General features: G+C 55.3%; 10 protein-coding genes. 3 read left to right on the plus strand and 7 right to left on the minus strand.

What is annotated here, in order from left to right:
- Positions 1-100: 100 nt before the first annotated feature.
- The 6 genes from ilvN to AC2D8P_RS10415 form a co-directional block, all read right to left on the minus strand.
- The gene (ilvN, locus tag AC2D8P_RS10390) at positions 101-661 is read right to left on the minus strand and encodes an acetolactate synthase small subunit (RefSeq protein WP_484702541.1); all 561 of its coding nucleotides are present in this window, start codon (positions 659-661) and stop codon (positions 101-103) included.
- 50 nt (positions 662-711) lie between these two features.
- Positions 712-1,935 (minus strand): glycosyltransferase family 87 protein, encoded by a 1,224-nt coding sequence (locus AC2D8P_RS10395; RefSeq protein WP_484702542.1) that lies wholly within the window; start codon positions 1,933-1,935, stop codon positions 712-714.
- Positions 1,932-3,179, minus strand: a complete 1,248-nt coding sequence (locus AC2D8P_RS10400) for a glycosyltransferase family 87 protein (RefSeq protein ID WP_484702543.1) — start codon at positions 3,177-3,179, stop codon at positions 1,932-1,934. The genes AC2D8P_RS10395 and AC2D8P_RS10400 overlap by 4 nt, the downstream gene beginning before the upstream one ends.
- Positions 3,180-3,184: 5 nt before the next feature.
- Entirely contained in the window at positions 3,185-4,939 is a 1,755-nt protein-coding gene (locus AC2D8P_RS10405; protein ID WP_484702544.1) for an acetolactate synthase 3 large subunit, read from the minus strand.
- A gap of 306 nt (positions 4,940-5,245) precedes the next feature.
- Positions 5,246-5,896 (minus strand): response regulator transcription factor, encoded by a 651-nt coding sequence (locus AC2D8P_RS10410; RefSeq protein WP_484702546.1) that lies wholly within the window; start codon positions 5,894-5,896, stop codon positions 5,246-5,248.
- The gene (locus tag AC2D8P_RS10415) at positions 5,893-7,344 is read right to left on the minus strand and encodes a cache domain-containing protein (RefSeq protein WP_484702547.1); all 1,452 of its coding nucleotides are present in this window, start codon (positions 7,342-7,344) and stop codon (positions 5,893-5,895) included. The genes AC2D8P_RS10410 and AC2D8P_RS10415 overlap by 4 nt, the downstream gene beginning before the upstream one ends.
- Positions 7,345-7,551: 207 nt before the next feature.
- Here AC2D8P_RS10415 and AC2D8P_RS10420 point away from each other — a divergent pair, with 207 nt between their 5' ends.
- From AC2D8P_RS10420 to AC2D8P_RS10430, 3 genes are all read left to right on the plus strand, one after another.
- On the plus strand, positions 7,552-8,634 hold the full coding sequence (locus tag AC2D8P_RS10420) for a TRAP transporter substrate-binding protein (RefSeq protein ID WP_484702548.1): 1,083 nt from the start codon (positions 7,552-7,554) through the stop codon (positions 8,632-8,634).
- A 93-nt stretch (positions 8,635-8,727) separates the two neighbouring features.
- A complete protein-coding gene (locus AC2D8P_RS10425) occupies positions 8,728-9,639 on the plus strand; it encodes a TRAP transporter small permease subunit (protein WP_484702549.1) in 912 nt (303 codons plus the stop codon).
- 17 nt (positions 9,640-9,656) lie between these two features.
- Positions 9,657-12,011: a TRAP transporter large permease gene (locus AC2D8P_RS10430; protein WP_484702551.1), complete on the plus strand. Its 2,355-nt coding sequence runs from the start codon at positions 9,657-9,659 to the stop codon at positions 12,009-12,011.
- 68 nt (positions 12,012-12,079) lie between these two features.
- Here the strand turns inward: AC2D8P_RS10430 and AC2D8P_RS10435 are convergent, their stop codons facing one another.
- The gene (locus tag AC2D8P_RS10435) at positions 12,080-13,618 is read right to left on the minus strand and encodes a trimethylamine methyltransferase family protein (RefSeq protein ID WP_484702553.1); all 1,539 of its coding nucleotides are present in this window, start codon (positions 13,616-13,618) and stop codon (positions 12,080-12,082) included.
- Positions 13,619-13,641 lie beyond the last annotated feature (23 nt).

Below are 13,641 nucleotides of genomic sequence, written 5' to 3' on the forward strand. Positions count from 1 at the left end.
TGCGACCTGACAAGGTCGTTTGCAGGCGGAAATTTGGGCCCATAGAAACGAAAAGAGGGGCGTATTGCCCCTCTCCTCATCCCGTTCAATCTGTTCTGTCTCAACGGCCGCGAGACAGGGCGGCCACGCCGGTCCTGGCAATCCGCCCCAGACCCAGCGGTCGCATCAGATCGGCAAAGGCGTCGATTTTTTCCGGTGCGCCGGTCAATTCAAAGACAAAGCTTTCAAGGGTGGAATCGACCACCTGCGCCCGGAAGATATCGGCCAGGCGCAGTGCTTCCACCCGATGTTCACCAGTACCGTGGACGCGCAGCAAAGCCAGTTCGCGTTGCACAAAATCGCCCTCGACAGTCAGATCGTGTACCTCGTGTACCGGGACGATCCGGCCCAGCTGAGCCTTGATCTGTTCGATCACCGAAGGTGTGCCCGTGGTGACGATGGTTATGCGAGACAGGTGGCCTTCGTGATCAACCTCTGCCACGGTCAGGCTGTCGATGTTATAGCCGCGGCCAGAAAACAGGCCAATGACCCGAGCCAGAACGCCGGCCTCGTTATCCACGATGACGGCCAGCGTATGAGTTTCGATGACATCTGCGTGGGGGTCGCGCAGGTCATAGGCGGAATGCTTGGAAGCACCTTTCTTTATTTTCAGTGCGGACATGGGACCTCTTGGTGGTTGGGCCTGGCCAATTTGGATCGGTCAGGTGTTGATTAGGTTCTATATACTGTTGCATGCCGGTCACGCCAGACCTGACGCAGACACAGTATGAGGCAAATGATCAGAATTGGCGGCGTGAGCATGCGCGTTTCGGGCAATTGTTCAAACCCGTACATGCCAGCGCCGATAATGGGGCAAAGCCCCAACCACAAGACCAGTAACAATGCATGGTCAGGCCAGCGGGCGCGTAGCGTGCCGGCGCGCAGCATGAACAATGCGATCGGAACAAACAGCACGGTTTCATAGTACCAATAATATGGAACTGCGAGGGATGTGCAGATGAGAAGAACCGCGAATTTCAAATCCCAGCCAGTGTCATCGCGCCGCCAGATTGCAAATACAATTGCGGCGGATAGCGCGGTCAGTGCCCATTGGAGTTTCAACGCAACACCTGTGGCAACGCCCAATTCTGTCAGCATAGAAAATAGGCTGACCATGGCACCTAGTTCGGGGATCGTGGCTTGCACACGTGCGCTGTGCTGGGACAGGATTTCAGACAGGTGTACCCAATAGTCCAGCCCATAAAAAGCAGTGGGAATCGCCGCAATCAATACTGTTGCGATGGTTGCCGTCGCAATTGTCGACCAAGCACTGATTGCCAACAATGCAAATGGGATCAGAATACCCAGTTGTGGTTTTAGCGTTAGGCAACCGATCAGAGCCCCGGCCAAGACCATTCGCCCATTGCGCAATGCGTTAAGCGCGAACAGCAGCACCGCCATCCAGATCAGACTGTTTTGTCCCATGATCAGTGTAGGGATATAGGCCGGGGCCAGAACACAGCCCAGCAAAACGGGAATTGTGGGTGAGGCAATCGGACGAAAAGCAATTGCCGTGGCAATGACTGAGATGAGGAGAAAGACGATCCAGGCCACGCCAAAGGACATCATCCCAAACGGAGTAATCAGGGCTAGGTATCCAGGTGGATAGAGCCAGGGCATCCAGGAATCTTTGCTGATCTGATGGATGGCCGCCAGTTTTTCCTGATCGAAAACACTATACGCCGACTGTTCCAATGCAATCTTGGCCGTGGCCCAGAAGATACGAAAATCGTTGTCTGCCGTGACGGCCTCGGTTTGGGATATCTCAATCAAGTTGGTGGCAATGAAGCCCATGACAAATAAGAGCGTGACGGTTGCGCCGAGAATGCAGATTTGGAGGGTGCGAATTTTTACGAGATAGTCCAGTGCGCCAGTGGTGTCGTGTGAATGCGTCATTCTTGGGTGACCGCCTCATAAGATCTGTAGAGGCGAAAGGCACGCCATGCCCCGATCAAGGAGATTATCAATGCTGCAGTTGCGATTGAGGGTGCGATTAGCCGAACGACGGGCAGGTCCGCTGTTCCGGTGACGGAAGCAACTACAATTGGCGTTGTTCCGATCCACAACGAAGCTAGAACAAAACCGCCAAAGATGTTTAATTTGATCGCCCCTGATCTGAGCAGGAACAAACCGATTGGTGCAAACATAGCAATTTCATAGTGCCACAGATAGGGAACGCTAATCATAGTGGCCGACATGAGTGTTGCAAATTTCAGGTCCCAACCAATCGCGTGCTGCCGCCAGACAACGAAAACCAAGCATGCCGAAGCAAGGATTACGCTCCATTGCAACTTTAATGCGTTAGACAATGACAAGCCAAGATCAATGAAGAACGCATAGTAGCCGATGACCAAGGTCAGCTCTTCGATGTTTTCTTCCAGCGTGTTTTTGTGGCGGTCGATGATATCAAACAATTCATGCCAGTATTCTAGGCCGTAAAACAGCGTGGGAACCGCCACGATCAGGACAGTGGTAGCCGTAGCTGAAAACACCGTGCGCCAAGCGCCGATTGCCAACAGGGCCACTGGTATCAATAATCCAAGCTGCGGTTTCAGCGTTAGTAAACCGATGAATATTCCGGCAAGTATGAGGCGCCCATCTCGCAGTGCCCAAAACGCAGCCACTAAGCCCGCACACCACATCAAGCTGTTCTGGCCCATAAGCAAAGCGGGTATGGTTGCCGGAGCAAAAGTTGCCATGAACCACAGCGCTGGTACTTCTTTTGTAAATGGCCGGGTGGTGATCAGGGTCAAGGCAAGAGATGCTACAACGAACAGTATCCACGCGGTTTCGAAGGATAAGTGCCCCAACGGAGTGATCAACATGAGGTACCCAGGTGGATAGAGCCAGGGCATCCATGCTCCTTCATCCATCTGATGCACCGCATACAAGGCTTCAGTGTCAAAGACGCTAAGATACTGGCCCTCTACGGCAATGCGGGCCGCTGCCCAGAAAACACGAAAATCGTTGTTGATTGTTGTCGAACCATCCAGAGCCATTTGCAATATGCCTGCGCGAATGAATTCACCGACAAACAATAACGTAAACGCGCACCCAACAATACAGATCTGCCAGGCGCGGTGGGTGCGAAAGGCTGACAGATCTGCTGTTTCTTGATTTGGGTTCGCGTTAGCGTTCATGATGCTTAGACCAAAACTGCGCCCTTGTCCCCGATGGCATCGGAGGTATCCGCCTCTCCCATCAGCATTTCGTTATGTGGGGCACCTGAGGGGATCATCGGGAAGCAGTTTTCGTGCTTTTCCACCAGACAGTCGAAAATGACAGGGCCGTCATAGTTGACCATCTCCATGATCGCATCATCGAGGTCGGCAGGGTCCTTGCAGAAGATGCCCTTGGCGCCGAAGGCCTCGGCGAGTTTTACGAAATCGGGCAGGGCTTCTGACCAGCTGTGGGAATAACGCTCACCATGCAGAAGCTCCTGCCACTGACGTACCATACCAAGGCGTTCATTGTTCAGGATGAACTGTTTCACGGGCAGGCGGTATTGAACCGCGGTGCCCATTTCCTGCATGTTCATCAGCCACGATGCTTCCCCGGCGACATTGATGACTAGGCTGTCGGGATGGGCAACCTGCACACCGACAGAGGCAGGCAGGCCGTAGCCCATGGTGCCCAGCCCACCAGATGTCATCCAGCGGTTGGGGTCCTCGAAGGTCAGATACTGGGCGGCCCACATCTGGTGCTGACCGACCTCTGTACAGACGTAGCGGTTGTAATCCTTGGTCAGTGCTTCCAGGCGTTCCAGCGCATATTGCGGTTTGATCAGCTTGTCAGAATTGGTGTAGTTCAGGCATTCGACTTTGCGCCAATCGTCGATCTGTGCCCACCATTGCTGTGTGCCACCCTTGTTGGTCTTGCGGCCGCGGGATTTCCAGACTTTCAACAGGTCTTCCAGCACGTGACCGACATCGCCGATGATCGGCAGGTCGACATGGACGGTTTTGTTGATGGAGCTTGGGTCGATATCGATGTGAACCTTCTTTGATCCGGGGCTGAATGCATCCAGTCGTCCGGTGATCCGGTCGTCAAAGCGCGCGCCAACACAAATCATCAGATCACAGTCATGCATGACCATGTTGGCCTCATAAAGACCATGCATCCCCAGCATCCCGATCCAGTTTTTGCCCGACGCCGGATAGGCGCCAAGGCCCATCAGGGTGGAGGTGATGGGAAAGCCCGTTGCCTCTACCAGTTCGCGCAGCAACTGACAGGCGCCGGGTCCTGAATTGATCACGCCGCCACCGGAATAAATCACCGGTCGTTTCGCAGTTTCGATCATCTCGGCCAGTTTGGTGATCGCGTCCATGTCGCCCTTTAGTTTCGGCGCATAGTTGCTGGTCGAAACTTTCGACTTTGGAACATAGGTGCCAGAGGCGAATTGCACATCCTTGGGAATATCGATCAGAACCGGACCGGGGCGGCCAGAGGTCGCGACGTGAAAGGCCTGATGCATCACCGTGGCAAGGCTGGACGTATCCTTGACCAGCCAGTTGTGTTTGGTGCAGGGGCGGGTGATGCCGACGGTATCGGCCTCTTGAAACGCGTCATTGCCGATCATGAAGGTCGGCACCTGGCCGGTCAAAACAACCAGTGGGATCGAATCCAACAACGCGTCGGTCATGCCGGTGACGGCGTTTGTGGCACCGGGGCCCGAGGTGACCAGAACAATACCGGGTTTGCCGGTGGAGCGCGCATAGCCTTCGGCCGCGTGCACGGCGCCCTGTTCGTGGCGCACCAGAATATGGCGGATATCATTTTGTTGAAAAATTTCGTCATAGATCGGTAGGACAGCCCCACCCGGATAGCCGAACACAGTGTCAACACCGTGATCCTTAAGTGCCTGAATCACCATTTTCGCACCGGTCATTGCCCGAGTCATTTTCACTGTTCTCCGTTCTTTCGCCCGCTTGGGCCCTGTATTGCGCAACAAAAAGCCCCCGGGTGTCAAGCGGGGGCGCATGGGTTCGACTATGGTCTTCCGTTACCGGCCCATGCGCTTGTTTCCTACGACGACGACTAGGGTGTTCATGACCCGAAGCTCCTTCTTGCGTGGCGGCGACATTATTTGGCTGTCTTGGGGGCGTCAACAGGCAAATTCATGAATAATGTGTCTGAGGCTATCGAATTACAGTATTAATATTACCGAAAGTGGGGTGGAGGACGGAACATTCGAAAATTAATCCGCTTAACGCAGGTGTCCTGTTCCCTGCAGAACGCCATGTTCCAACGCGTAACGGGTCAGGCCAGCGGTGGAGCTGATCCCGAGCTTTTGTTTGATGTTTTTGCGATGGGTTTCAACGGTGCGCACAGAGATGTCCAAGGCGTTGGCAACTTCTTTGTTTGATTTGCCCTGGGCAAGTTCCAACAAAACCGTCTGTTCGCGGGATGTCAGCGGTTCGCGTCCGTCCTGTATGCGCGGGGCGAGGGCGGCATTTGCGCCGGTGCACAGATATTGCTCGCCGCGCATGACGTGATCAATGGCGGTCTTGATTTCGTCGATGGGCACATCTTTCAGCACATATCCTTTGGCCCCGTGGGTGAGTGCGGTTGAGATATATTCCGGGCTGTCATGCATGGATAGGATCAAGATGTGTGTGTCGGGTTGGTGTTCCAGAATGATTTCCGTCGCCGTTAGCCCACCGATACCGGGCATGTTCAGATCCAGTAGGACAACGTCTGGCGCCAGTTGCTGGGTCAGGTCGATCGCCTCCTCACCGCTTCTGGCGGTCCCCACGACCTGCAGGTCATCATATGTATCAAGCAATGCCTCGATCCCTTCGGCCACCATGGCGTGGTCATCTACAATCAGGATTTTGGTTTTTGGGTGTTCGATCATGATAACCTGTGTGACGTCGGCTGGGAACCTTCGGGAGAGAGCATATGAGACAAGGGAACCTGCGCCTCTATCGTGGTGCCCTTGCCATTGGATGTCACGCTTAATGTGCCGTTAAGCTGTTCCATCCGCTCCTGCATATTTCTAAGACCAAGCCCTGTGGGGTGTGTTTTTTCGGTGCCCTTGACGGTCTTTGGATTGGTTTCCAGACCCAGACCGTTATCCGTAATTCTGAGTGTTGCGCCCTGACGGTGCCCGTAGAGGTCAATTGTGGTGCGCGTGGCGTTGGCATGGCGTTCGATATTGGTCAACGCTTCCTGCGCGACACGGTAGAGTGCGATGCGGGCCTCTTCGTCCAGGCGGTTTCTGAACACCACGGTGTTGAACTCTGCTATGATCCCGGTTCGGTGCGAAAATTCATCAGCCAGTGATTTGACCGCCGGTCCAAGCCCCAGATCGTCCAGCACACCCGGGCGCAGATCACGGCTGATGCGGCGGACTTCCTGTATCGCGCCGTTCAGGTGGGACATGCCGCGCTCGACAGTCTCTTCGGCCCGGGGATCACTGGCAGAGATACGTTTTCGGGCAAGTTCCATCGCATATCTGACTCCAACTAGAATCTGGCTGATGCCATCGTGAAGTTCGCGGGCAACGCGGCCGCGTTCTTCTTCTTGGGTGTCGATGATCCGCTGGGTGAGCTCCTTGAGCTTGGCATCGGCCAGGCGGCGTTCACGGATGTTCAGAAACAGACCGGACAGAAACACCAGCAAAAGGGCCGCAATCGTGATCCCGGCGATATATATGAACGTGCGCCTGACGCGTGCTTCGGTTTCTGCTCTGGCCAAGGCGACGCCCTGCAGGACATCATCAATAAAGACCCCGGTGCCAACCACCCAGCGCCAGTCCTGCAGGCCGATGGCATAGGAAATCATATGTTCCGTCTCGCCTGTCGATGGTTTGACCCACAGGTAGCTGTGATAGCCGCCGCCGGTTCGTGCCTTTTCGATCAAGGTGTCTACGATCTCTGTCCCCTCTGCATCCGTCAGGCCGGACCAGTTGCGCGTGATCAGCTCTGTGCGCCTTGGGCTGACCAGATTGGTGCCGTCATAATCGTAGACAAAGAAATAGCCGTCTGTTCCATAGAGCATGGAGGACAGGATCTGTGTAACCCTTAGCTTGGCCTGTTCGTCAGTTGGCGCGGCACGGCCATAGATGTTGATGAAGGCCATCCGGGCAAGGGTAACGTAGTTTTTCAACTCTTCCTTTTTTGTTTCGACCAGCTGAGTTTCCAAGGCAGCGATTTCCCGTTCTGCCAACAGCCGGGATTGATGCGCGACCAGAACTGAAATCGCGGCTACCGCCAGAACCAGCGGGACTGTGGCCAGCAAGAACAATTTCTGTGCATAGCTCAGGTTGATCCGTTTGGTGTTTTGCGAGGTGTTGTCAGTCATCACCCATATCCGACCTTTTTTAAGGCGGTGATGCAAGTGGGTGAGCGCGACTTTTGCCCACAAATGAACATTATTGGTAAAAATATATTACCAAACCAGACGATCTACGTAGTACTGGGTATTTATTTGCAGATATAGCAGCGCTAAGGTCCGGGCCATTAATAGCGAGCCAAAAAGAGACTCGCGCTTCAGGGAGACTATATCAATATGGACCGTCGATCATTTCTAAGAACATCCGCGCTGGGCGGATCCGCTGCTGCCGCAACGTCGCTGGCTGCACCTGCATACGCGCAAGGTAAACGCAAACTGACGATGGTGACATCGTGGCCGCGTGGATTTGCCGGTCTGGCAGACGCGGCGGACAAGACCGCAGAAAACATCAACGCGATTTCCGGTGACACATTGGAAGTTGAAGTCAAACATGCCGGCGAACTGGTTGGTGCCTTTGAGGTCTTTGACGCTGTTAGTTCTGGTCAGGCGGATCTGTATCACGCTGCCGATTACTACTTTGTTGGTCAGCATCCGGCCTTTGCCTTTTTCACGGGCGTTCCGTTCGGCATGACCGCGGAAGAGCATAACAACTGGTATTATCATGGCGGCGGGATGGAGCGTCACCATGAGCTAGGCGAAATCTTTGGGCTGAAAAGCTTTATGGCCGGGAACACCGGATCGCAGGCTGGTGGCTGGTTCCGCAAGGAAATCAACGGGCCTGAAGATCTGCAAGGTCTGAAATTCCGTATGCCAGGGCTGGGCGGTAAGGCGTTGGGCCATCTGGGCGTGTCGGTTCAAAACCTGCCGGGTGGTGAAATTTATCAGGCGCTGGCGGCTGGTGCGATTGACGGGACGGAATGGGTTGGCCCGTGGTCGGATGAAAAGGTCGGGTTCCAGGAAATCACCAAGTTCTACTACACCGCTGGGTTCCACGAACCTTCTGCTGGTCTGTCAGTGGCGGCCAATCTGGATGTGTTCAATGACCTGAGCCCATATCAGCAAAAAGCCATCGAGATCGCGGCCGGGCACGCGAATGTGTGGAACTTGGCACAATACCAGATGAACAATGGTGACGCGCTGCAGCGTCTTGCCTCTGGTGGGGTTCAGGTTTTGGAATTCCCGGATAGCGTCTGGACCGCGTTTGGTGATGCGAGCCGCAAGGTCTATGACGAATTCATGGGTGATGACATCTTCAAGTCGATCTATGACGAATATGTTGTGTCAATGCGCTCTTCTTCATCTTGGATTGCGAAGTCTTCTGAGGCGTACCGCGCACAGCGTGACCGCGTATTGGGCTGATTTTCCTATGAAATATGCAGGATCCGGCATGAGCCGGGACCTGCACCTGTGATGGCGCGGTGACCGTGCCGTCTGGCGATCGGGGAGGCACCCATGCTGGACATAATTGTTGGATTTCTCCGCAACATTGCCTTGGCATTTTACAACATCGGATATGCTGTCACTCATCCCGGAAGCTGGCTGGACTGGCTGGTCTGGAGCGGGTCAGCTGAAGACAAGCAATCGCTGATGCGGTTTGTCTATTACGGTGGGTCGGCTGAGCTGTTCTATGTGGTGTTTGTCACGGTGCTGATTTTGACGGGCGTTGGTATGTGGCGCCATCAGGTGATGTGGGCGGTTGTGCTGGGGCTGGAAGGTATGGCCAACGGCATCGGCCGGTTCTTTGCCTGGGCGGGACTATTGATGGTGCTGCAACAGGTCATGATCGTCTTTGTTCAACGCATCTTTGCGCAGAGCAGTATCTCTGTCGGGGCTGGGTCAGTCTTTACCAAAGACATTAGCTGGTGGGCCGAGGAACTGAAGCTTTACAACGCGATGATCGTTGCACTGTGCGTGACCTACACCTTTGTGCAGGGTGGGCATGTTCGGGTTGATTTGATCTATTCCAAAGTGTCTTTCGGCGCCAAACGCGTGATCGATATGTTGGGGTCGCTGTTTTTCATGATGCCCATGGCGGTGCTGACCTGGATGTATGGCTGGTACTTCCTGTGGCGTCATTTGATCGTGCCAAAACCGTCGGCCTCTGATGCCTTGGATCGGTTGCTTTTGAAATCACGCGCGATGCGCTGGAACGTGGAAACCATCGGTTTTTCCCCAAACGGGTTTAACGCCTATTTCCTGTTCAAGGTTCTGCTGGTCGCCTTTGCCGGGCTGGTATTCTTGCATGCCGTGGCGTTTTTCTTCCGGTCTTTTCTGGAATGGTGTGAAGGCGAAGAAAGCGAAGGCCTGTATCTGGATCGCGATACATTGGGCGAAGGCGAAGAAGCCTATGAAGGCACGCATTGAGGGGCGAGTGAGACACCATGATTTTTGGACTTGATGGCGTAGAAATTGGCCTGATCATTGTCTTCCTCTGTCTGTTCGGGGGTATTCTGACCGGGTTTCCGGTGGCCTTTGCAATCGGTGGGGCCGCGGTCATATCCTTTGCAATCATCGCGGCGATGGACAGTTCTGGGCTGTTGATCCATCAGGCAGTGGATACTGGCAGCGATGCTTATCGATCGATCCTGGGCGCGGGCATCCACCCAGACCAGATTTCGCATTTCCGATACCCGGACCTGCCGACCATTGCAGAGCCGGTATTTGTTCAGGGATGGGAATTTGCCCTGGATCGGAATATTTCCTTTATTGTCAACCGGATGAATGAGCGCGTTCTGGCGGGACAGTCGATTGAAACGCTGCTGGCGGTGTTGATGTTCGTGATGATGGGGATCACGCTGGAACGATCAAAGATCGCCAATGATCTGTTGACCACCATGGCGCGGGTCTTTGGCCCATTGCCTGGCGGCCTTGCAGTGTCGGTCGTCGTCGTTGGTGCGTTTCTGGCGGCCTCTACTGGGATTGTCGGGGCGACGGTTGTCACCATGGGTCTGTTGTCGCTGCCCACCATGTTGCGCAACAACTATTCGCCAGAGCTTGCGACCGGCGTCATTGCGGCGTCTGGCACATTAGGGCAGATCATTCCGCCCTCGATCGTGATCGTTCTGTTGGGTACGCTGGCTGGTGACCTCTATTCCGCAGCACAGGAACAACGCGCGGCAGAGGCGGGCTGTTCCGATGCGCTGACCTATTTGGGGGAAGCTGCAGTGGTGTCGGTGGGCACGCTGTTTCAGGCGGCGCTTTTGCCGGGGATCATGCTGGCCGTACTTTATGCGCTTTACGCCTTTGGCTATGCGCTGTTCAGACCGCATGCCGCCCCGCCGGTGACCGGCGATCGCGTGTCGGGTGAATATGTGACCCGCAGCGAGGCGATGACCTGGTTTCTGGGCGCACCGGCCCTGTTGATCGGGGGCACCATCATAGCGCTTTATCTGGGTGTGGCCGGATCGCAGAACGTGGTGGTTGGTAGTTTCTCCGATGCTGGTGAAACAGCGTCACTGCGTATCAATGTCTCTGAACAATGTCAGGCATCGATGATTGATCTACACGGACAGGAGCGTTGGGATGCAGCTGTTGCCCAGCAGGCCGAGATTGATGCAGCGGGTGGTGTGGTGGAAAGCCACCAACTGACACCCGACGAGATCGAGGTTGCACTCGCTAATAAGATTGCCGCGTCCCCGCCCATCGGGACAGGTGTTTTGATCGCCTATTTGCTGTTGGCACTGACCCTGGTTGTCGCCCGTGGCGTATCACCGCTGTCGGATCCGGTTCCGTTGCTGATCGGCGGTTTGGGGATCGTGTTGGCGTTGATTGCGGATATTCTGTTGATCGGGCCGCTGACCACCCCGGGGATGACCGTTTTAATCCTGGCCATCCCAACGGTGCTGGTGCTTTACGGTTGCACGCACGCGGTCGGGAGGCTGGGGAAAAACCAGTTGCTGCGCGTTGTGTTCCCGCCATTGGTTCTGATCGTTGCGGTGCTAGGGTCCATTCTGGGGGGTGTGACCAATCCAACGCCTGCTGCAGCACTGGGCGCGGGTGGGGCGTTGATGCTCGCTGCTTACCGCAAGCTGAAAGACGAGGAAAAATCCGGGAAACTGGTGGTGATGGCGGCGTTTTCCGTCGTGATCATGATCCTGATCGGGTTCAACTTTGACCTGCGCATGGGGCGCGAGGTGGTGTTGTTTGAAGAGTGGGTCGCCTTCGTCTTGGCGCAGGGGACCTATTTGTTCGGCATGTTTGGTTTGTTCTATTCGGCCTGGGTCCTGTTTCGGGGCGGTGTGTTGTCACCGGTGGTGCGGGAAACGGCCAAGGTGACCTCTATGGTGTTTACCATCCTGATCGGGTCGCAGTTGTTGAATCTGGTTGTGATTTCGTTCGGTGGCGAACATTACATCCAGCAGTTTCTAAAGGGTTTCGACAATGAACTGAAGGTCTTTCTGATCGTGATGCTGGTCTTGTTCGTGCTGGGCTTTGTGTTGGATTTCCTTGAAATCATCTACATCGTGATCCCGATTGTCGGACCTGTGATCTATGGCGGCACGATGGACCCGAAATGGGTGACAATTATGATTGCAGTGAACTTGCAGACCAGTTTTCTGACGCCACCCTTTGGATTTGCGCTGTTCTATCTGCGCGGGGTTGCACCGCCGAGTGTAACGACAGGCCATATCTATCGCGGGATCATCCCCTTTGTGCTGATCCAGGTTGTGGGGCTGGCATTGCTATGGCTGTTCCCATCGGTTGTCACGATTGTTCCCAACCTGATCGGGCATTAAGACCCCACCAGATACAACGAAAAGAGCGCCCAACTGGGCGCTCTTTGTAATTCAATTTCCAGCAAAGGTCAGTGACGCAGATGGATGTTGAAATTCGCACGAATGGCATCTTCGACATCTGAGCTGAACCGCGCGGCGCTGGGTTGTGACAGGATATCCTGCTTGCGCTTGACGGCGTTGGCGATCAGATCCGGTTTGTCATTTTCGACCCATTCTTTGGGTGACATACGGTTACCTAGGGCCGGGTAGACATAGTCGGACTGCATCCGGTTGAGGGTCTGGCCCGTGCCCAGATAGTGACCCGTGCCGCCCAGGCAGACCTCTGCAATCTGATCCAGGGCCAAGGTTTCGTCATTGACGTCAATGCCGCGAACGCAGCGCAGCGCCTGGCCGATCAAATCATCGCTCAGAATAAGGGATTCAAGGCAGAAACCCAAGAGCGACGCGTGCATGCCTGCGGCCTCGTACACCATGTTCAGGCCGGAAAGGCCGGCCATGACATTGGTGCACATCTGTTCCCAACCGGCCTGCATGTCGGGCAGTTTGGAATCCGATCCGCCTGCGGCGGCGCCGCCGGGCAGATTGTAGAATTTATGCATCTGGGCGCAGCCTGCGGTCAACAAGGCCTGTTCCCCCGACCCAATGGTCATCGCGCCGGTGCGCAGGTCCAGCCCGAAGGGCCATGTGCCAAAGATGGCGGGTGCGCCGGGTTTGACGGCATTCACGTAAACGAGGCCTGCCAGACATTCGGCGCAGGCCTGTGCGATGGCCCCCGCGATGGTCGACGGTGCCGTGGCCCCGGCCATACCAGCGGACAAGAGCAGGACCGGCATGCCGCCTTTGATGCATTCCTCCATCACTTGACAGCTTTCGGTGGCGAATTTCATCGGTGGCACGACAAAGCAGTTGGAGTTGGAGACAAACGGGCGTTCACGCCACTTGTCCTCGCCGCCCGCCATCAAATGCAGCATCTCCAGCGCGGGTTTCACATAGGCAGGGTCTGTGAAGGACACGCCCACATGTTTGGTGGTCCCCGAACAACAGGCATAAATGGAGTTCAGGTCCATTTCCAAGTTGTCAGGAATGTCCCGACATACCATTGGTCGCTGCAGGAAGTGGATATTGTCGAGTTGATTGCAGATGCGGGCGGCATCATGCAAATCCTGAACCGTACTGTCGCGGTAATTTCTGCCGTTGACATCAACCACGCTGACCGCAGCACCGGCCGTGCCATAGTGGACCCGGTGACCGCCAAGATTAAGGTCATTCAGACCATCGCGGCTGAAAAGCGTGATTTCACGGTTGGCTTTGGCGATCGTATCTTCGACCAGCGCGCGGGGGAAGCGGATGCGTCCATCATCACCCAGAATAGCGCCTGCGTTGGTCAGATACTCAATGCCGCTTTCTGGGGCGTCGGCGAGGCCGATTTTTTCCAGTGCTTCCAAAGCGGTATTGTGAATCTTAAGAATGTCCTGATCGCTGAGCACCTTTAGAACGCCGCCTTCCATACCGGGGCGGATGGCGCGAAGGTCATCGGTCAGAGGAGCGGCACGTTCTGCGCGTCGGGCTGCGCGGCCACCGGAACGGCGAGAAGCTGATTTGTTCATCTGGATTGTCCTGAAAGTAGTGG

Source organism: Roseovarius sp. YIN77 (assembly GCF_057219155.1).